Genomic DNA, 23,182 nt, shown 5'->3' on the forward strand with positions numbered 1-23,182 from the left:
CTGAGAGAGTCATACGGCGGAGCTGTCCAGCCCCAATTCAGCCAATACCCGCTTGCGCGAATCGTCATCGGCGAGGGCATTTTCAATGGCCTTTCGAAAGCTCGGCGTGTTGCCCAGCGGCCCCTTGAGCGCCACAAGTGCATCGCGCAGGTCCATGAGCTTTTTCAGCTCGGGTATCTGCTCAACCAGCTGTGCAGGATTGAAGTCCTTCATCGAATTGATCCTGACCCGGATCGCCAACTCATCAGGTTCGACTGAATCCTGCAGCCGGTTGGGGACGCTCAAGGCCAGGCCCAAGGCCTGCTTGGCCAGCACCTCGTCGAGGCTGTTCTTGTCGATGCCGACGGGCTTGCGGTCTTCGAGCTTGCGCAGGTCTTCACGCTGGGTGAAGTCACCAAGCACCAGCAATTTCAACGGCAGCTCGACCTCTTCCTGCGCAGTGCCGACGGCGGGTTTGAACGTGATATTGATGCGTTCCCTGGGGGCTACCGAACCTTCTTTCGCCATGGTGTTTCTCCTTTTTCGGGGGGCTCGAAAGCCTATTCAAGTACCGCTTCGAGATCGAAGTGGCACAGCCTGCGATGGACATCTTCCTTGCGCTCACGCACGGAATGGCTTTGGGGCAATACGTCACAGCAGCCATGCAAGAGCTGCAGCACTTCAACCACCAGCTCGGGCTCCCAGCGCTGCAGGCCTGAGTGCTGCAGCTCGTGGTCCAGGTGATCGAGCTGGACTTTGGCCAGGTCATGCTTGCCTGCCAGCAAACACAACCTGGCCAGGCCAAGCCGCCAATGAAACCGGGCACGATCACCTGTTGCGGTTTGCATGCCCTGCTTGAGGGACCGCACAGCCACCTTGAACCCGTCCTTGCGCAGCACGGGCATGACGTCGTGCAACGCTTTGTCCCAAGGCGCAGCCGGGGCATCAGGTGCCGACCTGAGTGGAACCGGGGCTTGCAAATGGCGGGCAACCTGGGTGTTGATCCAGCCACGGGTGACGTCGTCGGCGAAGGGTGTTCCGTCGTGGAAGCGCAGCTGTGCAAGCCCCGGCAAACGCTGGAGCAACAGCGCGAAGTGCACTTCCAGCTCGGTCATGGCCAGGTCGGCCTGGAGTGCCTGCAGGCACTCCCACACCCGGTACAAGCCGTCGAACCAGAAAGGTGCTCCGGCCAGGCTGCCCTCAAGCTCCAGCAGCAGGTCGGTATGCTGCCCTTGGGCAAAGCGCTCCTGGTACCGCTTGAGCTTGTCGGGCGCCGGCCCGCGCAAAGGCGTTACCTGTTCGCTGTCACAGTCCGGAAGACTGGTGATCGTCAGCCAGGTCAACGTTCGGTTCAGACGCAGTGCGCGCAGGTCAGTGGCATTCTGGCGCTGCCACCAGGCCGACAAGGGCCGGGCATGTTCCTGCAGCGTGCGCAGCAGCTTGTGGGCGTCCTTTTCGTTTTCCACAATGGGCTCGGGCGCCATCAACTGAGTCGCGACCTGCTTGATATGGGCGATCACCCCTGTGCTACCGCCTGCTGGAGGTTCGCTTTCGGTGGACTGTTGCAATCGGTCCGACAGCTGCCTGCGAACCGGCAGTAACAGTGGCGCATCTTCGAGAAGGTGTTCGGTCCACAACTCGTCCAGCCGCGCCAGGTGTTCGAGCATGCAGTGGAACAAGGGCCGCTGATCCTTGAGCGAAACAGGTTGTGCAAGCACCTGCTCGAGGCGCGGGACCAGCCAGCCAAAGGCGGCACTGCGGGTACGCAGCTTGCCCGGATAAACGACCGCCCAATGATGCTCACAGAGGTAGCGCAGCAATCCGAGGCCTGCGAGTAGCCCGGGGAAGGACTCGCGCTGATGCAAGGCCCAGGTCAACCAGACAGCGACCCGCAAGTCCTTGGACTGGTGGCGTAACAGCGCCTCGCTTTTTTCCACGACCCATTGCCAGTCAGGCTGACTGTTTCCGTGAATGGAGTGCGCCTTGCCCAGTTCAGTTTCAAGCGCCTCATACTCGGTCGAAAAACGCATATCGGCCCCCGCATAACTCGTTTTCGAGTTGGGTGCCTGCGCAAGTTCGAGGTAATAATCGGAAAGCCTGTCTGAGTAAACCATTATGGGCCGCACTTTACTTTCCTGAGCATGTTCAGTGAACTAATGGCCATTCAAGCGCACATCAGGACATTGATTAAAGTTTGCCTTCCCTACGAGAAGAGCACGAACCTTATCCATGCAAAAAGCATTGTTCAAGCCACCAAATAGCAGTTAAGGAGTTTCCTACAAGAATAGAAAAATCGCCGACGCGCAAGAATTTGCGCAGCCAAGGCGCCAGGCATCATCATGAATGAGGTGAACTCTGCGAATAACAACGCCCATCAACATGAGCAACTAACTGCACACCCCTGCGCAAACAAATACAACTAAATCGAATTAAAACCTTTAATGCCGTTCAAAATTAAAACCAATAAAACCTTAACCCCCTGCTTTCATTGACGCTCGAACTTTCCGGCACGCTTCTTGATATCGAGCATTACCCGGCCGGCAAGTCCGTCGGCCGGGACGACCTCATTTATCAGGCAAGGAAAACCGTCATGCCAACACCCGCGTATCTATCCATCACCGGCACCAAGCAAGGCTTGATCACGGCAGGCACGTTCACCCAGGACTCGGTCGGCAACATTTACCAGGAAGGCCATGAAGACCAGATCCTGGTGGAAGCATTCCAGCATCAGGTGATCATTCCCCGTGACCCGCAATCCGGCCAGCCCACCGGCCAGCGTGTGCACAAGCCCCTGATGATCAGCAAGGTATTCGATAAATCGTCGCCATTGCTGTTCAGCGCATTGACCTCCGGGGAAATGGTCAAGTGCCGCCTTGAGTGGTACCGAACCTCTTCAGCCGGAACCCAGGAACACTACTTCACCATCGAGTTGGAAGACGCGATCCTGGTGGACATCCAGTCACGGATGCCCAATTGCCAGGACCCGAACAACGCACACTTCACGCATCTGGAGGATGTGTATTTCACTTACCGGAAAATCGTCTGGACCCATGAGGTCTCCGGTACCTCTGGCTCTGATGACTGGCGCAGCCCGGTAGCCGGCTAAGCAGCCACCGAAACAGAAACGGCATCGCCATGGACGGCACCGTTTCTGTCGGCCACTAGACCATCGCCAGCGGATGCTTGCGCTTCGGCGCCCCAAAAACCCGGTCAATCGCGTCCAGGTCGTGCTCATCCAGCACCAGCTTCGCCGCTGCGGCATTGAGCCGGACATGCTCTGGCGTAACAGCCTTGGGAATCGCGATCACCCTGTCCTGGCGCAAGACCCAGGCCAGGGAAACCTGGGCGGGTGTGACCTCGTGGCGACGGGCAATTTGCTTGAGGGTCGGGCTGGCCAACAGCTCGCCACCCTGGGCGATGGGACAGTAGGCCATCAAGGGTAAATTGTGTTGCTGCCACCATGGCAGCAGGTCGAACTCGATGCCGCGCTCCTCGATGTTGTAGAGCACCTGATTGGTGGCACAGGCCGGGGAAGCCAGCTCCTGCAGGTCTGCCACATCAAAGTTGGACACACCCCAACGACCGATCTTGCCTGCCTCACGCAAGCGCTCGAAGGCTTCTACCGTTTCTTCAAGGGGGTATTGCCCACGCCAATGCAACAGATACAGATCAATGTAGTCGGTGCCCAGGCGCTGGAGGCTGGCCTCACATGCACGTGGAATGCCCTTGTGGCTGGCATTGTGCGGGTACACCTTGCTGACCAGGAACACCTGGTCGCGCTTGCCGCGAATCGCCTCGCCGACGACTTCTTCGGCACCGCCTTCGCCATACATTTCAGCGGTATCGATCAGGGTCATGCCCTCATCGATACCCAGTTGCAACGCGGCCACTTCGGCGCTGCGCTTGCCGGGATCCTCGCCCATGCGCCAGGTCCCCTGGCCGATGACAGGGACGGGTACGCCGGCCAGATCAATGGTGCGCATGACAACCTCCTGATGAATTTGCGAATTAACAGTGTGGCACCGACTGGACAAAAGGGTTCAATCGAAGGAAGGTGGCCCTTTCCATCCCAGCCATAGAAAGGGCATGCAATGCTGTTTGTGGTCATGTTGGGGGGTAAGCACCCCCGGGCGAAAATCGAAGTGCATGATGTGGTGTTCGCCGTCGCCGACACCCTGGAAGCCGCCTACCCGCAACTGCGCGAGGGCTGGTTTGGCAGCCAGAAAGGTGTGCATATCGACTCCTGGATGACGGTGGATGGCGTTGACGGCTGGAAAGTCCAGCTCAGCCACCTGGCGCCGAACGCCGGGGCGCCGCGCCTGTACTTCATCAACCTGGGCGGGTATGAATCGAACGTCTTTGGCGAGGCACACCACTACCTGCTGGTGGTTGCGCGCACGGCCAGGGAGGCGGCAGCCCAAGGCAAACAGCAGATGCTCACGCACTGGACGCAATCCCACACCGATGGCGTACTGGATATCGACGACTGCCTGCCCATCGACCTGGTAGACGGGCGCTACATCCACCTGGAACCCGGCGTACACCGCCCGGTCATCACGCGAAACGACTACATCGTACTGCCCTGACCGCCTCCTACCCGAATAGGGTATGGCGCCCCACCCGCCACCTGCCTGAAAGTGCAATCAGCCCCTCGGCCTGACAACAAGCACAACATCAAGGTGGGTTCGCCATGCATAAAGCCGTTATCGCCCTGTTCAGCGCTGTCTTGCTTGCATCAACGTCCGTCAGCCAGGCCGCTGACGACCCGGGCAACACCTTGCGCATCTACAACTGGGCCGATTACATCGGGGAACACACCCTCGCCGACTTCGAGAAAGCCACCGGCATCAAGGTGATCTACGACACCTACGATTCCTACGAGACCGTGCAGGGCAAGCTGCTGTCCGGGCGTTCGGGCTATGACCTGGTGGTGCTCAACGCGTCCCTGGTGCCGCTGCTGATCAAGGCCAAGGCCTTCCAGCCCCTCAACAAAGCGCTGCTGCCGGACTGGAACAACCTCGACCCGCAAGTGCTGAAAAGCCTGGAAACCCATGATCCGGGCGTGACCTATTCCGCGCCTTACACCTGGGGCAGCAATGGCGTGACCTACAACATCGACAAGATCAAGGAACGCATGCCAGATGCGCCCATCGGCTCACTGGCGATGATCTTCGATCCCAAGATCGTTTCGCGCTTCGCCGACTGTGGCATCACCTTCATGGACTCCCCTACCGACATGATCCCGCTGGCCCTGACCTACCTCGGCCTGGACCCCAACAGCGTGGCGCCCAAAGACCTCAAGGCCGCTCAGGACGTGCTGATGGCCGTGCGCCCGTACATCCGCAAATTCGACTCCAGCGGTTTTATCAACGGCCTGGCCAATGGCGAGCTATGCATGGCCACCACCTGGTCCGGCGACTACGCCACGTCCCAGGCCCGGGCGGCGGAAGCCGGGGCCAAGGTCAACCTGGGTTACTTCATCCCCAGGGAAGGCTCGCTGATCTGGTTCGATAACTTCTACATCCCGGCCGACGCACCCCATGTGGCGAATGCCCACAAGTTCATCGAGTTCCTCCTGCAACCGCAAGTGATCGCCGGCGTCAGCAACACCATTCACTACGCCAACAGCAACCTGGCCTCCAAGCCCTTTGTAAATGCCGATATACGCGACAACCCGGCCATCTACCCGGACCCGGCGACGATGCAGCGCTTGTTCACCCAGAAAAGCCAGTCCCAAGCCGCCGTGCGCCTGATCACCCGTACCTGGAATGCCGTGAAGACCGGCAAGTGAAACCCAGCCATTGAAGGTAAACGCCATGACCCTGCCAAATCCTGACTTTTTCGCCCAGTTCGACCACGACCAACTGGACGCCGCCGACAAGGCCCATTACATGCACGGTTTTCATATGTTCGACGAACACCGTGAACAAGGCTCACTGAATATCGCGGCGGGTGACGGCGCCTACATCTACGACACCGCCGGCAACCGCTACCTGGATGCGGTCGGCGGCATGTGGTGTACGAATATCGGCCTGGGCCGCGAGGAAATGGCAGACGCCATCGCCAACCAGGTTCGCCAGCTTGCGTACTCCAACCCGTTCTGCGACATGGCCAACGTCACCGCCATCGAACTGTGCGCCAAGCTTGCCAGCCTGGCTCCCGGCGATCTTGATCATGTGTTCCTGACCACCGGCGGCTCCACCGCCGTCGATACTGCCTACCGCCTGGTACAGTTCTATCAGAACAGTCGCGGCAAGCATGAGAAGAAACACATCATCTCGCGCTTCAGTGCGTATCACGGCTCGACGTTCCTCACGATGTCCATCGGCAACAAGGCCGCCGACCGCGCGCCGGAATTCGATTTCATGAGCGACTTGTTCCACCACATTTCGTGCCCCAACTACTACCGGGCGCCGCAGGGCATGAGCGAGGCGCAGTTCCTCGATTTCCTGGTGGATGAGTTCGAAGACAAGATCCTGACCATCGGCGCCGACAAAGTGGCCGCGTTCTTTGCCGAACCGATCATGGGCTCGGGCGGCGTGATCATTCCGCCCAAGGGTTACCACCGGCGCATGTGGGAAGTCTGCCAACGTTATGACCTGCTCTACGTGGCGGATGAAGTGGTGACGTCCTTCGGCCGGCTGGGAAAATTCTTCGCCTCCCAGGAAGTGTTCGACATGCAACCGGACATCATCACCACCGCCAAGGGCCTGACGTCCGGCTACCTGCCGTTGGGCGCGTGTATTTTCTCGGACCGCATCTGGCAAGTGATCGGCGAGCCGGGCAAGGGCCGCTGCTTTACCCACGGGTTCACCTACAGCGGCCACCCGGTGAGTTGCGTGGCGGCGCTGAAGAACATCGAGATCATCGAGCGGGAAAACCTGCTGGCCCATGTCGAAGACGTCGGCGTGTACCTCGAACAGCGCCTGCAAACCCTGGCCAATCTGCCGCTGGTGGGCGACGTGCGCTGCCAGCGGCTGATGGCCTGCATTGAGTTCGTCGCCGACAAACACACCAAGGCGCTGCTGCCGGACGCGGTGAACATCGGCGAGAAGATCCACCTGCGGGCCCAGGCGAAAGGCTTGCTGGTACGGCCCATTGGCCACCTGAATGTGATGTCGCCGCCGCTGATCATCACCCATGCCCAGGTGGATCAAGTGGTGGAAATCCTGCGCCAGTGCATCCTCGACACCGCCGAAGAGCTGCGCCAGAGCGGCGAGTATCAAGGCCGATGAGCCTGGGCGCCCCGGTGCTTTTGCCGGGGCCCTGGCCGGCGGGTAGACTGGCCGGCATGAACGAGCATGCCGATCACTGCCCTGCCCCGTCCTTCCAGGTGCTTGACGCCTGGAATGGTGCGTTGGCCCACGCCTTCGCCAGCGTCGACGAAGCGTCATTCCTTGAACACCTGGCCTGCGCCCTCAGTGCGCTGACCCCTATCGAATCGATGATGATCAGCCTGGAGCGCCAGGGCCAGGCGCCACACTTGCTCTACCAGCAAGGCATCCCCCGGCCGCACTACGAAGAGATCATCAACCGTTACTTCTCCCGGGGCTACCTGCTGGACCCGTTCTGCCTCGCGGTAGACAAGGGCCTGGCCGAAGGTTTCTACCACCTGGCGCAGATCGCCCCGGACGATTTCTTCAACAGCGAGTACTACAAAACCTACTACCTGCGCAGCGGCGGCGCCCAGGAGAGCTACTACATCGTCGACCTGTGCCCCAACAGCAAGATTTCGTTGTGCATGTTCCAGGGGCTGAGTGCCGGCCAGTTCAGCGACGAACAACTGGCACTGCAACGAACCGCCCAACCCATCGTGCGCGAACTGCTACGCCGCTTCGGCACCACGGGCGGGCTGTGCAAGGTGATCAGCGACGAGGCCTTCACCCAGACCCAGGTGCATCAGCAGATTGAAGCGGCGTTCATGCATTTTGGCAGCGGCGTATTGACCGTGCGCGAACGGGAAATCGCCCATCTGATATTGCGTGGGCACTCGGTGAAATCCACCGCGCAGGTGCTGGGCATTTCCCCGGAAACCGTGCGCATGCACCGCAAGCATTTGTATACCAAGCTTGAAATCAACTCCCAGGCGGAGCTGTTTGCGCTGTTTATCGATTGGCTGACCCACAGCGGCGTAATGGCCCGATCCTGACCGTCCAGGCAACCCGGGGGAACTTTGCCAGGAAATAACCACCTGAATCCGGTACGCTCAGCATTTTTACCCAAGGAGATACCCCTCATGGCCAAAGCCACCGCCCGTCACATCCTCGTTGCCACCGAAGACAAGTGCAACGAACTGAAAGCGCAAATCGAAGGCGGCGCCGACTTCGCCGAAGTAGCCAAAGCCAACTCGTCCTGCCCGTCCAGCCGTCAAGGCGGCGACCTGGGTTCGTTCGGCCCGGGCCAAATGGTCAAGGAATTCGACACCGTCGTATTCAGCGCCCCGGTCAACACCGTGCAAGGCCCAGTGAAAACCCAGTTCGGTTATCACCTGCTGGAAGTAACCAGCCGTCAGGACTGATCCAGTCCGCGCTAATGTTTAAAACAACGGCCCGCCCTTTGGTGGGCCGTTGTGCATCTGTGACAGTGTGATGACTGGCGAGGCGTACGCGCATAGCGTACAAATCCCTTTACCTCTTCACCCGGCGCCCAAGGCTGATAATGCGAGTCGCTTTTTCTACCCTGTTTTGCTCCACCCTGGCCCTGTTGCTGGCCAGCACCGCCGTGATCGCCGCGCCGCAATCGGCATTGACCGTGTACGGCGAGCCGGCCAAATACCAACCCGGCTTCACCCATTTCGACTACGCCAACCCCAATGCCCCCAAGGGCGGCAGCCTGCGGCGTTCGGCGATCGAAATCGGGCGCTACGACCATGTACTGCCTTATGTCGACAAAGGCATCGGGGTCAGCCAGGTCGATGGCTGGCTGTATTCGCCCCTGGCCCTGCGTTCGCTGGACGAACCCTACACGGTCTACGGCCTGGTGGCGGAAAAGATGGAGCGGTCAGATGACGGTCTGTCCCTGCGTTTCTACCTGAACCCCAAGGCGCGCTTCGCCGATGGCCAACCGATCACCGCCGAAGACGTGCGTTACTCCTTTGACCTGCTGATGACCCAGGGCAGCCTGCGCTACCGCACGCTGTTCGCCGACGTCAAACACGTCGAAGTCGAAGGCCCGCGCCAGGTGCGCTTCGATTTCGCAAGCAATGAAAACCGCACCCTGCCCCTGGATGTCGCGACCCTGCCGGTGTTCCCCGAACATTGGTGGAAGACCCGCAACTTCGCCGACGGCGGCGGCTACGAGATTCCCCTCGGCAGCGGCCCCTACACCATCAGTAAGGTGGATGCCGGCAACACCATCACGTTCAAGCGTGACCCGAACTGGTGGGGCAAAGACCTGCCCATCAGCCGCGGCCTGTACAACTTCGATCACCTGAGCCTGGAATATTTCGGCGACACCGAAGTGGCGCGCCAGGTCCTGCGGGGCGGTGCCTACGACTTCAACCGCGAATTCTCCGCCACCGGCTACTCCATCGGCTACAACGGCCCGGCCCTCGATGATGGCCGCCTGCAACGCGCGCACCTGGCCAAGGAGGCACCGCAGCCGGCCCAGGGCTACGTATTCAACGTGCAAAAACCGATGTTCAAGGACCGCCGCGTGCGCCAGGCCCTGGCCATGCTGTGGGACTTCGAGTGGGCCAACCGGCAGATGATGCGCAACATGTACATCCGTCAGCAAAGCTTCTTCTCCAACAGCCCGCTGGCGGCGACCCAACTGCCGGATGCCCAGGAACTGGCGATCCTGGAACCTTTGCGCGGGCAGATTCCCGACGAAGTCTTCACCCAGGTGTTCAAGGCCCCCACCACTGACGGCACCGGGATGATCCGCGACAAGCAGCTGCAAGCCCTGGCCCTGCTGGAACAGGCCGGCTGGAAGCCCGACGGTGACAAGCTGGTGAATGCCGAGGGCGAGCCGCTGGAGTTCACCTTCCTCAACGCCCAGAACGGCCTTGAGCGCCTGTTGTTGCCGTACAAGCGCAACCTGGCGCAGATCGGCATCACCCTCAACATCCGCCGCATTGACTCCTCGCAATACGTCAACCGCCTGATGGCCCGGGACTACGACATGATCGTCACCGGCTTCCCGGTTACCACCTCGCCGGGGATGGAGCTGTACAACTACTTCGGTTCGGCCGCCGCGTTTGATACCGGCGCCAACAACTACATGGTGCTGAAAGACCCGGCCGTCGACAGCCTGATCAACGGCCTGGTCAAGGCCGATACCCAGTCGCTGATGCTCAGTTACGCCCACGCCCTGGACCGCGTGCTGCAATGGAATTACCTGTGGATCCCCAACTACTACCCGCCGGGCACCTCCGCCGCGTGGTGGAACCGCTTCGGCCGCCCGGCCGTGGAAGCCAAGACCGATGAGGCCCTGGAAACCTGGTGGGAAATCAGCCCCACACCGCTCACTAACGAGCAGATGAAAGCCGAACTGACCAAACGCCCGGGAGCCCGCTGATGTTTGCCTATATCGTGCGGCGCTTGCTGCTGATCATTCCCACCCTGGTGATTATCCTGCTGGTGAACTTCGTTATCGTGCAGGCCGCGCCCGGCGGGCCGGTGGAACAGGCCATTGCCCACCTGCAAGGCATCGGTGGCGGTGGCGTCGGCGGCTCGTCTGCCGAAAGCCTCAGCAGCGGCTCCCGGGCCAGCCGTGGCCTGGACCCGAAACTGATCAAGGACATCGAAAAACAATACGGCTTCGACAAACCCGCGCCGGAACGCCTGTGGCTGATGCTCAAGAGCTACGCCCAGCTGGACTTCGGCAACAGCTTCTTCCGTGGCAAAAGCGTGACCGACCTGATCCTCGAAAAGATGCCGGTGACCATTTCCCTCGGCCTGTGGGCCACGTTGATCACCTACCTGGTGTCGATCCCGCTGGGGATTCGCAAGGCGGTGCGCCATGGCAGCAGTTTTGATGTGTGGAGCAGCACCGCGATCGTGATTGGGTATGCGATGCCGGCGTTTCTGTTTGCGATGTTCCTGATCGTGGTCTTCGCCGGCGGTACTTCGTTGAACTGGTTTCCGGTGCGCGGGCTGGTCTCGGAAAACTTTGACCAGTTGAGCACCGTCGGCAAGATCGCCGATTACTTCTGGCACTTGGTACTGCCGGTCAGCGCCCTGGTGATCGGCGGCTTCGCCACCTTGACCATCCTCACGAAAAACTCGTTCCTCAATGAAATCACCCGCCAGTACGTGGTCACCGCCCGGGCCAAAGGCTTGAGTGAACGCCGGGTGCTTTACGGGCATGTGTTCCGCAATGCCATGCTGCTGGTGATCTCGGGGATTCCCCAGGCATTTATCGCGGTGTTCTTTGCCGGTTCGCTGCTGATCGAGGTGATCTTCTCCCTCGACGGCCTCGGTCGCATGAGCTACGAAGCTGCGGTTTCACGGGATTATCCGGTGGTGTTCGGTTCGTTGTTTATCTTCACGCTGTTTGGCCTCTTGATAAAACTTATCGGTGACCTCTGCTACACCCTGGTGGACCCGCGTATCGACTTCGCCGCGAGGAACGCCTGATGCTCAAGCTCTCTCCCGTGGCCCGTCGGCGCTTTGAACGCTTCAAGAAAAACCGCCGCGGCTGGTGGTCGCTGTGGCTGTTTATCGGCCTGTTTATCCTGACCCTCGGCGGCGAGTTGATCGCCAATGACAAACCCCTGGTGCTCAGCTACCAGAACGAACTGTATTTCCCGGTGTTCAAGCGCTACACCGAGCAGGAGTTCGGCGGGCAACTGCCGTTCCAGGCGGATTACCGCAGTGAATACGTGCAGAACCTGATCAAGAAGGACGGCGGCTGGATGCTGTTCCCGCCAATCCCGTTCAGCGACGACACCCCCAACTATGAACTGACCCGCCCTGCCCCCAGCCCGCCTTCCAGCGTGAACTGGCTGGGCACCGATGACCAATCCCGCGACGTGCTGGCGCGGGTGATCTTCGGCGCCCGGGTGTCGATCCTGTTTGCCCTGGCCCTCACGGCCATCAGCGCCGCCATCGGCATCGCGGCGGGTGCGTTGCAGGGATATTACGGCGGCTGGGTCGACTTGCTCGGGCAACGAATATTGGAAGTGTGGTCCGGGCTGCCGGTGCTGTACCTGCTGATCATCCTGTCAGGCTTTGTCGAACCGAATTTCTGGTGGCTGCTGGGGATCATGGCACTGTTTTCCTGGCTGGCCCTGGTGGACGTGGTGCGCGCCGAGTTCCTGCGGGGGCGCAACCTGGAGTACGTCAAGGCCGCGCGGGCGTTGGGCCTGGGGGACGGCAAGATCATCCGCCGGCATATCCTGCCGAACGCGATGACCGCGACCCTGAGCTACCTGCCGTTCATTTTGACCGGGGCGATTTCTACCCTGAGCGCCCTGGATTTCCTCGGTTTCGGCATGCCCGCCGGCAGCGCGTCATTGGGTGAGCTGATCGCCCAGGGCAAGCAGAACCTGCAAGCGCCGTGGCTGGGGTTGACCGCGTTTTTCACCCTGGCGCTGATCCTGTCGTTGCTGGTGTTTATCGGCGAGGCGTTGCGTGACGCCTTCGACCCACGCTCATGAAGGCCGTTGAGATGACTGAAAACCTGATCGAGATTCGCGACCTGAGTGTCGCCTTCAACGGCCAGACCGTGGTGCGCAAGCTGTGCCTGGACGTGCGCCCCGGCGAGTGCCTGGCGCTGGTGGGCGAGTCGGGTTCGGGCAAATCGGTGACCGCCCATTCGATCCTGCAACTGCTGCCCGAAGCCGGCACCGAAACCACCGGCTCGGTGCGCTATCGCGGCCAGGAACTGCTCGGCGCCTCGCCCGCCACCCTGCAAAAACTGCGGGGCAACCGGATTGCGATGATCTTCCAGGAGCCGATGACGTCCCTGAATCCGCTGCACAGCATCGAGAAGCAGATCGGCGAAACCCTGCTGTTGCACAAGGGCCTGGGCGGCAAACAGGCCCAGGCGCGGATCCTCGAATTGCTCGAACTGGTGGGCATCCAGAAACCCCGGGAACGCCTCAAGGCCTACCCCCACCAACTCTCCGGCGGCCAGCGCCAGCGGGTGATGATCGCCATGGCCCTGGCCTGTGAGCCAGAACTGCTGATTGCCGATGAGCCGACGACTGCACTGGATGTGACGGTGCAGCGCAAGATCCTGCTGCTGCTCAAGTCACTGCAACAACGCCTGGGCATGTCGCTGCTGCTGATCAGCCACGACCTCAACCTGGTGCGCAGCATTGCCCAGCGGGTGTGCGTGATGAAGGCCGGGGAGATTGTCGAACAGGCGGATTGCGAAACCCTGTTCTGCGCCCCGCAGCACCCTTACAGCCGCCTGCTGCTGGATGCTGAACCGGCAGGCATCGTCTTGAATCACGAGGCGCGGGAGACGGTGTTGCAGGTGGATAACCTGAGTGTGCAGTTCCCGCTGGGCGGCGGACTGTTCCGGCGCAAGCAGTACCTGCAAGCGGTGGACGGCATCAGCCTGGAGGTACAGCGCGGCAAGACACTGGGGATTGTCGGCGAGTCCGGCTCGGGCAAATCCACCCTGGGCCAGGCGATTCTGCGGCTGCTGGATTCCAGCGGCGCGATTCGCTTCCAGGGCGAGGCCCTCGACGGCCTGACGCAAAAGCAGATGCAACCGTGGCGCAAGCAGATGCAGGTGGTGTTCCAGGACCCGTTCGGCAGCCTCAGCCCGCGGATGTCGGTGGCGCAGATCATCAGCGAAGGCCTGGAAGTGCATGCGCCGTGCAGCCTCAAGGACCGCGAAGCCCAAGTGATTCGCGTGCTGGAAGACGTGGGCCTGGACCCTGCCAGCCGCCATCGCTACCCCCATGAATTCTCCGGCGGCCAGCGCCAACGCATCGCCATCGCCCGTGCGCTGGTGCTCAAGCCGGCGCTGATCCTGCTGGACGAACCCACTTCTGCACTGGACCGTACCGTGCAGAAACAGGTGGTCGCCCTGCTGCTTGAGCTGCAGGAAAAGTACGGCCTGACGTACCTGTTTATCAGCCATGACCTGGCGGTGGTGCGGGCCCTGGCCCACGACATGATCGTGATCAAGGACGGCAAGGTGGTGGAACGCGGGCCCAGCGATGAAGTGTTTGCCGCGCCTCAACACCCTTACACCCGGGAACTCCTCGCGGCGGCGCACCCATGAGCACCACTGGCAGCCTCAAGGATTACCAATACGTTCGCGGCCTGGCGATCCAGTCGCTGTTCGAGATCATCGAGCAGTCCAGCGAAGGCACGGTGATTGTCGACGGTGACGCGAACATCGTCTGGATGAACGAGCGCTACGCCAAGCGCTTCGGCCTGAAAAGCGCCGACGAAGCCATCGGGCAACCCTGCGAGCAGGTGATTTCCAACAGCCTGTTGCGCCAGGTGGTGCGTAACGACCAGCCGATATTGCTGGATATCCAGGACACGCCCAAAGGCCCGCTGGTGGTGATGCGCCTGCCGATCCATGACGACGCCGGCAAGGTGATCGGCGCCATCGGGTTTGCGTTGTTTGATGAGCTGCGCAACCTGTCGCCGTTGATCGAGCGTTACCTGAGCATGCAGCAGGAACTGGCTTCCACTCGGTCGCTGCTGAGGTCGCGGCAGAGTAAATACAACTTCGCGCACTTTATCGGCACCAGCGCGGCCAGCCTGGAAGTCAAACGTCGGGCGCGGCGCAGTGCGAGCGCGGAGTCGCCAGTGTTGCTGCTGGGGGAAACCGGGACCGGCAAGGAGCTGCTGGCCCAGGCGATTCATGGTGCATCGCCTCGCGCCCATAAAGCTTTCGTCAGCATCAACAGCGCAGCCATCCCGCATGATTTGCTGGAGGCGGAATTCTTCGGCACCGCGCCCGGCGCATTTACCGGTGCCGACCGCAAGGGCCGCCCCGGCAAGTTGCAGATTGCCCAGGGCGGCACGCTGTTTCTCGATGAGATCGGCGACATGCCGCTACCACTGCAAAGCAAATTGCTGCGGGTGTTGCAGGAGAAAGAGTTCGAGCCGGTGGGCTCCAACGAGATGATCCACAGTGATGTGCGGGTGATTGCGGCCACGTCCATGGACCTGGAAGCGGCAATCAAGCGCGGCGAGTTTCGGGCGGACCTGTATTACCGGCTGAATGTGCTGCCGATCCAGGTGCCGCCGTTGCGCGAGCGGCTGGATGATTTGCCGGCGTTGAGCGAGGCGATTCTGGAGGAGTTGCGCAGCCAGCATGAGCTGGACCGCGAGGCCTTGGCGTTATTGGCGCAGCATGCGTGGCCGGGGAATATCCGCGAGCTGCGCAATGTGCTGGAGCGGGCGGCACTGTTGAGTGATGACCTGGTGCTGGATGCCAGTGAAATTCGCGCGGCGATTGGTACGTTCAGCCCGGTTGAGCAGAGTTCGGTAGAGACCGTTGAGGGCGAGAGTTTCAGCGCGGCCCGGGAGCGGTTTGATCGGCAGGTGATTGGGGCGGCGTTGAAGCACTGTGAGGGGAATGTGGTGGAGGCGGCGAAGCGGCTGGGGCTGGGTCGGTCGACCTTGTATAAGAAAATGGTTGCCCTGGGCATCGCCTAGTCTCCAAAAAGAGACACAATTCCAAATACAGAGAAAATCCAATGTGGGAGCGGGCTTGCTCGCGAATGCGGTGTGTCAGTGCCTGAATTACTGCCTGATACACCGCATTCGCGAGCAAGCCCGCTCCCACATTTGATCTCCAACAGTCTCAAATTCGGGACAAAACTTGAGAACACTCTCACAGATCAAGAATTTCTCTATATATTTCAACAGGTTAATAACTTGGCACACATCTCGCTATAGCCCCTCCCCACCGCCTCACCCCCACAAAAATAACAATCAGATGGAGACACACCATGAGTGTGATCATTGCCCTAGCGGCCCTGGCGCTGCTGATGCTGGCCGCCTACCGTGGCTACAGCGTCATCCTGTTCGCCCCCATCGCCGCCCTCGGCGCCGTGCTGCTCACCGACCCTTCCGCCGTCGCTCCCGCGTTCACCGGGGTGTTCATGGAGAAAATGGTCGGCTTCCTCAAGCTGTATTTCCCGGTATTCCTGCTCGGCGCGGTGTTCGGCAAGCTGATTGAAATCTCCGGCTTCTCGCGCTCCATCGTCGCCGCCGCGATCCAGKTGCTCGGCASCMGCCAGGCSATGCTGGTGATYGTGCTGGTSTGYGCSCTGCTSACCTACGGCGGYGTKTCGCTGTTCGTGGTGGTGTTYGCGGTGTAYCCGTTTGCCGCSGARATGTTCCGCCARAGCAAYATYCCCAAGCGCCTGCTGCCGGCGACCATCGCCCTCGGCGCGTTCTCGTTCACCATGGACGCCCTGCCCGGCACGCCGCAGATCCAGAACATCATCCCCAGCACCTTCTTCAACACCACCGCCTGGGCCGCGCCGTGGCTGGGGCTGATCGGCACGATCTTCGTGTTCTGCGCCGGCATGCTGTACCTGGCCCGCCAGCGCAACAAGGCCCAGCGCGCCGGTGAAGGCTATGGGACCGAGCTGCGCAACGAGCCGGAAACCGCCGAAGACATCAAGCTGCCCAATCCTTGGATCGCGCTGTCGCCGCTGTTGCTGGTGGGCATCATGAACCTGCTGTTCACCCACTGGATTCCGCTGTGGTACGGCAAGACCCACACCCTCAGCCTGCCGGGCATGAGCGCGCCGGTGCAGACCGAAGTCGCCAAGCTCACGGCAATCTGGGCGGTGCAGGCGGCGTTGCTGGTGGGGATTATCGTGGTGCTGGTGTTCGGCTTCTCGGCGATTCGCAGCAAGCTCGCCGAGGGCAGCAAGAGTGCCGTCAGCGGCGCGCTGCTGGCGGCGATGAACACCGCTTCGGAATACGGTTTTGGTGCGGTGATCGCCTCGCTGCCGGGCTTCCTGGTGCTGGCGGACTGGCTCAAGGGCATTCCCAACCCACTAGTCAACGAAGCGATTACCGTGACCCTGCTGGCCGGCATCACCGGTTCCGCCTCGGGCGGCATGAGCATCGCGCTGGCGGCCATGTCGGAGAGCTTTATTTCAGCGGCCCATGCGGCCAATATCCCCCTTGAAGTACTGCATCGGGTCGCGGCCATGGCCAGCGGCGGCATGGACACCCTGCCCCACAACGGCGCSGTSATCACSYTGCTGGCGGTCACCGGSCTGACYCACCGCSARGCCTATAAAGACATTTTCGGCATSACGATCWTCAAGACCCTCGCGGTGTTCGTGGTGATTGGTACTTTCTACGCCACCGGCATTGTGTGAGGTTGATATGACGACATTGAACGGCAAGACCGCCCTGGTCACCGGTTCCACCAGCGGCATCGGCCTGGGCATTGCCCTGAGCCTGGCCAAGGCCGGCGCCAACCTGATCCTCAACGGCTTTGGCGACGCCAGCGCGGTGATCGCCCAGGTGCAGGCCTTCGGCGGCAAGGTCGGGCATCATCCGGCTGACGTCAGCGACCCGGCGCAGATCGCCGAGATGATCGCCTACGCCGAGCGCGAGTTTGGCGGCATCGACATTCTGGTGAACAACGCCGGGATCCAGCATGTGGCGCCGGTGGATGAATTCCCGGTGGAGCGCTGGGATTCGATCATTGCGATCAACCTGTCGTCGGTGTTCCACAGCACGCGGTTGAGCCTGCCGGGCATGAAAGCCAAGGGTTGGGGGCGGATCGTCAATATCGCCTCGGTGCATGGGCTGGTGGGTTCGGTGGGCAAGGCGGCTTACGTCGCTGCCAAGCACGGGGTGATCGGGCTGACCAAGGTGGTGGGCCTGGAAACCGCCCAGAGTAATGTCACCTGCAATGCCATCTGCCCGGGCTGGGTGCTGACGCCGCTGGTGCAGAAGCAGATTGATGACCGCATTGCCAGCGGGGTTGACCCGCAGCAGGCGCAGCAGGATTTGCTGGCGGAGAAGCAGCCGTCGCTGGAGTTCGTGACACCGCCGCAATTGGGGGAGCTGGTGCTGTTCCTGTGCAGCGAAGCCGGCAGCCAGGTGCGGGGCGCGGCGTGGAATATCGACGGTGGCTGGCTGGCCCAGTAAACGACGATTCCCAAGACACCGCAGCTCAAATGTGGGAGCGGGCTTGCTCGCGAATGCGGTGTATCAGTTAACACATCTGGAACTGACCCACCGCATTCGCGAGCAAGCCCGCTCCCACATTTTGATCGGTGTCGTTAGATAGATCAGATAATAAAAAAGAGATTTCCTTATGTCCGAAATACTCTGGCAACCCTCCCCCGAACGCATCCACAACACCCGGATGGATCAGTTCCGGCGCTTCATCAATGATCGCCATGCCTTGCAGATCAGCGACTACCCGGCCCTGCACCAGTGGAGCATCGACCAGCGCCCGGACTTCTGGCAGTCGATTGTCGAGTTTTTTGAGGTGCAGTTCCGCACGCCGCCCAGCGCGGTACTGATCGAAGACGCCGAGATGCCCAGCGCCCAGTGGTTTCCCGGCGCTACCCTGAACTTTGCCGAACACCTGCTGCGCCGCCGCGACGATCACCCCGCCGTGGTCGCGATCAGCGAAGACGGCCAACGCGAGCAACTGACCTACGCCGAACTGGCCCGCCATGTCGCCGGCCTGCAGCGCAGCCTGCGGGCGGCCGGCGTGGGCGTGGGGGACCGGGTGGCCGCGTGCATGCCCAACACCTGGCAAACCCTGGTGGGCATGCTCGCCACCACCAGCCTCGGCGCCATCTGGTCGTGCTCCTCGCCGGACTTCGGCACCCAGGGCGTGATCGACCGCTTCGGCCAGATCGAACCCAAGGTGCTGATCACCTGCGCCGGTTACCGCTACGCCGGCAAGGTCATCGACCAAAGCAGCAAGCTCAATGAAATCCTCGAACGGCTGCCGTCCCTGCAACAATTGATCATCGTGCCGTATGCCCGCCCGCAAGCCCGGCCCGAGGATTATCAGACCCGGGCCCACGTCGCACTCTGGGACGACTTCTACAGCCCCGGCGGTGAGCCCGATTTCGTCGCCGTGCCCTTCGATCATCCGCTGTACATCCTCTATTCCAGCGGCACTACCGGCGTGCCCAAGTGCATCATCCACGGCACCGGCGGCGTGCTGCTCACCCACCTCAAGGAACACGGCCTGCACGCCGACCTGTCGCGGGACGACTGCCTGTTCTACTACACCACCTGCGGCTGGATGATGTGGAACTGGCTGGTGTCGGTACTGGCCATCGGCGCCACGGCGGTGCTGTATGACGGCTCGCCGTTTCACCCCGGGCCGGAACGCCTGATGGACCTGATCGACCAGGAAAAAATCAGCGTGTTCGGCACCAGCCCCAAGTTCCTCGCCACCCTGGAGAAAGCCGGGCTGCAACCGCGGCTGAGCCATGACCTGGGCAGCCTCAAGGGCCTGATTTCTACCGGCTCGCCGCTGTCGCCCCAGAGCTACGACTACGTGTACCGCGAGATCAAGCCCGAGCTGTGCCTGTCGTCGATGTCGGGCGGCACCGACATCGTGTCCTGCTTCGTGATCGGCAACCCGGTGCTGCCGGTGCGCCGTGGCGAGATGCAGTGCAAGAGCCTGGCAATGGCTATCGAAGTGTGGGACGACCAGGGCCACCCGCTGGTGGGCGAAAAAGGCGAACTGGTGTGCACCCGGCACTTCCCGGCAATGCCCATCGGCCTGTGGAATGACCCGCACCAGGAAAAACTGCGGGCTTCGTATTTCAGCCAGTTCCCCGGCGTGTGGGCCCAGGGTGACTACGCCGAACAGCGGCCCAACGGCAGCCTGCTGATCCATGGCCGCTCGGACGCCGTGCTCAACCCCGGCGGCGTGCGCATCGGCACCGCAGAGATCTATCGCCAGGTGGAAAAAGTGCCTCAGGTCCTGGAAAGCCTGGCCATCGGCCAACGCTGGCAGGATGACGTGCGGGTGGTGCTGTTTGTGCGCCTCAACGATGGCATCGAACTGGACGACGGCCTGGAGCAGCAGATCCGCCAGGTGATCCGCGCCAACACCACGCCGCGCCACGTGCCGGCGAAGATCCTCGCGGTGACGGATATCCCGCGCACCATCAGCGGCAAGATCGTCGAGCTGGCGGTGCGCAACGTGGTGCATGGCGAGGCGGTCAAGAACACTGACGCACTGGCCAACCCCGAGGCGCTGGAGCAATTTCGTGATCGCCGGGAGCTGGCAGAAAGATGAAACGTTTTAGCCTTTAAGCACTCATTTGAAGACAAACCCCTCAAGCATGCTATTTTTCGAGGGTGGAAAGCCGATCACTCCTCACGGGATAATCGGCTTTTGTCATTCTTCAAGCGTTACGCGCAGGGCATTTTCATGAACGTATCACCCACCGGCAGCGAGGCCGCAGCACTGATTGCGCGGCTGGACTGGGCACGAAGCCCCCTCGGTGACGCCATTGATTGGCCGCAAAGTCTCCGTACCGCCGTCGACATCGTGATCCATTCACCGATGCCGATGCTGTTGCTGTGGGGCGCCGAACTCACCCAGATCTACAACGATGGCTTCGCGATGCTGGCCGGCAACAAGCACCCGGCCGCCTTCGGCCAACCGGCTGACCTGATCTGGCCTGAGCTCAAGCCGTTTACCGACCCGATCTACAGCGCCGTCCTCATGGGCCAGGTGCGCACCTTCACCGAGCAGCGTTTCGTCCTGCAGCGCAACGACCGCGACACCGAGATCTGGCTCGACCTGACCTACAGCCCGATCCGCGACGAGCGTGGCGAGGTCGCCGGGATCCTGATTACCGCCATCGAAACCAACGAGCGCCGGCGCATCGCCCTGGAACTGCAGCAGCGCACCGAAAACAGCCTCAAGGCCCAGCGCAACACCGAGCAGCGCCTGCAGTTGGCCCTGGCCGCCACCGATGCCGTGGGCACCTGGGACTGGGATATCGGCGAAGACCGCTTTATCGCCGACGCTCATTTCGCCCAACTGCACGGTGTTGACCCGTGCGACGCCGACCTGCTGCCCATCAGCGACTACCTGCAAGGCGTGCACCCCGAAGACCGTGGCATGGTGGCCCGCAGCATCAAGCACTGCATCACCCACGGCACCGAGTACGCCGAGGAATACCGCCTGCAGCGCGCCGACGGCGAAGTGCGCTGGGTGTTTGCCCGGGGCCGCTGCTACAAGGACCACCATGGCCGACCGGCGCGTTTTCTCGGCGCCGCCCTCGACCTGACCGAGCGCAAGCACACCGAACAGGCCCTGCGCCAAAGCCAGACCGAGCTGCAACTGATCATCAACGCCATGCCGGTGTTGATCGGTTATGTCGACCACGAGCAGCGTTTTCGCCTGAACAACAGTGCCTATCTGGAATGGTACGGCATGACCCCGCAGGAGTTGTACGGCAAGAGCATCCGCGAAGTCGTGGGCGACGAAATCTATGCCGGGCGCGTCGACAAGATCGAGGCGGCGCTCAAGGGCAAGGCCTGCAGTTTCGTCACCGTCACCCCGCACCATGACGGGCGGCCACGCCACGCGCTGATGAAGTACCTGCCGCGTTTCAGCGCTGACGGTTCAGTCAACGGTTTCTATATTTTTGTGATCGACGAGACCGAGCGCAAACTGACCGAAGAGGCCCTGCGCCACCTCAACGAAAACCTCGAAGAGCGCGTCAGCCAGCGCACCCAGGCCCTGGCCGAAGCCAACCAGCGCCTGCAAAACGAGATGTTCGAGCGCGAGCGTGCCGAAGACGCCCTGCGCCATGCCCAGAAGATGGAAGCGGTCGGCCAGCTCACCGGCGGCATCGCCCATGACTTCAACAACATGCTCACCGGGATCATCGGCAGCCTGGACCTGATGCAACGCTATATCGCCGCCGGGCGCAGCGACGAGATCGGCCGTTTCACCGACGCCGCCGTGTCCTCGGCCCATCGCGCCGCAGCGCTGACCCATCGCCTGCTGGCCTTCTCCCGCCGCCAATCCCTGGACCGCAAGCCGGTCGACCCGAATCAATTGGTGGCGTCCCTGGAAGACCTGTTCCGCCGCACCAAGGGCGCGCACATCGAACTCAAGGTGCAACTGGGCACCGACGTGTGGCCGGTGAACACCGACGCCAGCCAGCTGGAAAACGCCCTGCTCAACCTGGTGATCAACGCCCGCGATGCGATGCCCGACGGTGGGCAATTGTGCATCGAGACCGCCAACAGCTACCTCGACGGCACCGACATCACCACCCTGGAACCGGTCAAGGCCGGCGACTATGTGATGCTCGGCGTGAGCGACAACGGCGCAGGCATGACCGCGAAAATCCTCGCCAAGGCCTTCGACCCGTTCTTCACCACCAAGCCCATCGGCCAGGGTACCGGGCTTGGGCTGTCGATGATCTATGGGTTTGCACAGCAATCCGGCGGCCACGTGACCATCCAAAGCGAACCGGGCCAGGGCACCTGCGTGCGCCTGTACCTGCCGCGCCTGCATGGCACGGCACTGGAGCGGACCACACCCGCTACCCAGGGCGAAGCCCCGGTGGCGCTGGAAGGCGAAGCCGTGGTGGTGGTCGAGGACGACCCGGCAGTGCGGATGCTGGTGGTGAATGTGCTGGATGAACTGGGCTACACCGCACACCAGGCTGCGGATGCACGGGCGGCGCTGCCGTTGCTGGAGTCCGACTTGCGCGTGGATTTGCTGGTGACTGATGTGGGCTTGCCGGGGATGAACGGCAGGCAACTGGCGGAAATCGCCCGGCAACACCGGCCGGACCTGAAGGTGCTGTTCATGACCGGTTACGCCGAGAAAGCCGCCGAGCGCCAGGGGTTCCTGGAGGAAGGCATGGACATGGTGGCCAAGCCGTTTTCGATTGACCTGCTGGCCAACAAAATCCGCAGCATGATCAGCTCAGAGGCCTGACTTCAGGCATAATCGCGCGCTGTTTCACATCAGGACCGATCAATGAAAGCCCAAGCCCGTCACATTCTGGTGAAAACCAGTGAGGAAGCCGAACAGCTCAAGCAGCGTATTGCCAAGGGCGAAGCGTTTGATGTGTTGGCCAAGAAGTACTCCACCTGCCCTTCCGCCAAGCGCGGCGGTGATTTGGGTGAAGTGCGGCCGGGGCAGATGGTGGGGGTGATTGATGCGGTGATCTTCAAGAAGCCCGTGAAGGTGGTTCATGGGCCGATCAAGAGCAAGTTCGGGTATCACCTGGTGCAAGTGTTTTACCGCGATTGATGGCTGATCGTTCCCACGCTCCGCGTGGGAATGCCTC

The 23,182-nt window shown here is 61.6% G+C and carries 18 protein-coding genes and 1 pseudogene; 16 read left to right on the forward strand and 3 right to left on the reverse strand.

The window, feature by feature from the left end; translation table 11 throughout:
* Positions 1–9 precede the first annotated feature (9 nt).
* Positions 10–507 carry a type VI secretion system contractile sheath small subunit gene (gene tssB / locus JV201_RS17025; protein WP_219405766.1) on the reverse strand — a complete coding sequence of 166 codons (498 nt, stop codon included), beginning with the start codon at positions 505–507 and terminating at the stop codon, positions 10–12.
* A gap of 32 nt (positions 508–539) precedes the next feature.
* Complete coding sequence (tssA, locus tag JV201_RS17030; RefSeq protein ID WP_219405767.1) at positions 540–2,093, reverse strand: type VI secretion system protein TssA; 1,554 nt, start codon at positions 2,091–2,093, stop codon at positions 540–542.
* 476 nt (positions 2,094–2,569) lie between these two features.
* On the opposite strand from tssA, the gene JV201_RS17035 reads away from it, so the two are divergent.
* Positions 2,570–3,085 carry an Hcp family type VI secretion system effector gene (locus JV201_RS17035; protein WP_003208034.1) on the forward strand — a complete coding sequence of 172 codons (516 nt, stop codon included), beginning with the start codon at positions 2,570–2,572 and terminating at the stop codon, positions 3,083–3,085.
* Positions 3,086–3,140: 55 nt separating this feature from the next.
* On the opposite strand, the gene JV201_RS17040 is transcribed toward JV201_RS17035, so the two are convergent.
* Positions 3,141–3,962 (reverse strand): aldo/keto reductase, encoded by an 822-nt coding sequence (locus tag JV201_RS17040; protein WP_219405768.1) that lies wholly within the window; start codon positions 3,960–3,962, stop codon positions 3,141–3,143.
* 108 nt (positions 3,963–4,070) lie between these two features.
* On the opposite strand from JV201_RS17040, the gene JV201_RS17045 reads away from it, so the two are divergent.
* The 15 genes and pseudogenes from JV201_RS17045 to JV201_RS17115 all read left to right on the forward strand — a co-directional run.
* Complete coding sequence (locus tag JV201_RS17045) at positions 4,071–4,565, forward strand: DUF1543 domain-containing protein (RefSeq protein WP_003208031.1); 495 nt, start codon at positions 4,071–4,073, stop codon at positions 4,563–4,565.
* A gap of 104 nt (positions 4,566–4,669) precedes the next feature.
* Positions 4,670–5,770: a polyamine ABC transporter substrate-binding protein gene (locus JV201_RS17050; protein ID WP_177008257.1), complete on the forward strand. Its 1,101-nt coding sequence runs from the start codon at positions 4,670–4,672 to the stop codon at positions 5,768–5,770.
* A 25-nt stretch (positions 5,771–5,795) separates the two neighbouring features.
* Positions 5,796–7,214, forward strand: coding sequence for an aminotransferase (locus JV201_RS17055; RefSeq protein WP_102369334.1), 1,419 nt, complete (start codon positions 5,796–5,798; stop codon positions 7,212–7,214).
* A gap of 56 nt (positions 7,215–7,270) precedes the next feature.
* Positions 7,271–8,128, forward strand: a complete 858-nt coding sequence (locus tag JV201_RS17060; protein WP_102370284.1) for a response regulator transcription factor — start codon at positions 7,271–7,273, stop codon at positions 8,126–8,128.
* An 87-nt stretch (positions 8,129–8,215) separates the two neighbouring features.
* Positions 8,216–8,497, forward strand: a complete 282-nt coding sequence (locus tag JV201_RS17065; RefSeq protein WP_003208024.1) for a peptidylprolyl isomerase — start codon at positions 8,216–8,218, stop codon at positions 8,495–8,497.
* Between the two features lie 140 nt (positions 8,498–8,637).
* On the forward strand, positions 8,638–10,497 hold the full coding sequence (locus JV201_RS17070) for an extracellular solute-binding protein (protein ID WP_219405769.1): 1,860 nt from the start codon (positions 8,638–8,640) through the stop codon (positions 10,495–10,497).
* Positions 10,497–11,558, forward strand: a complete 1,062-nt coding sequence (locus JV201_RS17075; protein ID WP_003208021.1) for a microcin C ABC transporter permease YejB — start codon at positions 10,497–10,499, stop codon at positions 11,556–11,558. Before JV201_RS17070 ends, JV201_RS17075 begins: the two co-directional genes overlap by 1 nt.
* Entirely contained in the window at positions 11,558–12,580 is a 1,023-nt protein-coding gene (locus JV201_RS17080) for an ABC transporter permease (protein WP_003208019.1), read from the forward strand. Before JV201_RS17075 ends, JV201_RS17080 begins: the two co-directional genes overlap by 1 nt.
* Before the next feature lie 11 nt (positions 12,581–12,591).
* Positions 12,592–14,163, forward strand: coding sequence for an ABC transporter ATP-binding protein (locus JV201_RS17085; protein ID WP_008436992.1), 1,572 nt, complete (start codon positions 12,592–12,594; stop codon positions 14,161–14,163).
* Positions 14,160–15,557, forward strand: a complete 1,398-nt coding sequence (locus JV201_RS17090; RefSeq protein ID WP_219405770.1) for a sigma-54-dependent Fis family transcriptional regulator — start codon at positions 14,160–14,162, stop codon at positions 15,555–15,557. Before JV201_RS17085 ends, JV201_RS17090 begins: the two co-directional genes overlap by 4 nt.
* A gap of 296 nt (positions 15,558–15,853) precedes the next feature.
* The gene (locus tag JV201_RS17095) at positions 15,854–17,245 is read left to right on the forward strand and encodes a GntP family permease (protein WP_219405771.1); all 1,392 of its coding nucleotides are present in this window, start codon (positions 15,854–15,856) and stop codon (positions 17,243–17,245) included.
* A 7-nt stretch (positions 17,246–17,252) separates the two neighbouring features.
* Complete coding sequence (locus JV201_RS17100; RefSeq protein WP_008436986.1) at positions 17,253–18,026, forward strand: 3-hydroxybutyrate dehydrogenase; 774 nt, start codon at positions 17,253–17,255, stop codon at positions 18,024–18,026.
* A gap of 169 nt (positions 18,027–18,195) precedes the next feature.
* Positions 18,196–20,154: an acetoacetate--CoA ligase gene (locus JV201_RS17105; RefSeq protein ID WP_177080230.1), complete on the forward strand. Its 1,959-nt coding sequence runs from the start codon at positions 18,196–18,198 to the stop codon at positions 20,152–20,154.
* A 135-nt stretch (positions 20,155–20,289) separates the two neighbouring features.
* Positions 20,290–22,827: a PAS domain-containing protein gene (locus tag JV201_RS17110; protein WP_023658930.1), complete on the forward strand. Its 2,538-nt coding sequence runs from the start codon at positions 20,290–20,292 to the stop codon at positions 22,825–22,827.
* A gap of 27 nt (positions 22,828–22,854) precedes the next feature.
* Positions 22,855–23,145: pseudogene (locus JV201_RS17115) on the forward strand (peptidylprolyl isomerase); the annotation flags it as partial.
* Positions 23,146–23,182: the final 37 nt, after the last annotated feature.

It is taken from the genome of Pseudomonas sp. Colony2 (assembly GCF_019382755.1).
Lineage (GTDB): Bacteria > Pseudomonadota > Gammaproteobacteria > Pseudomonadales > Pseudomonadaceae > Aquipseudomonas.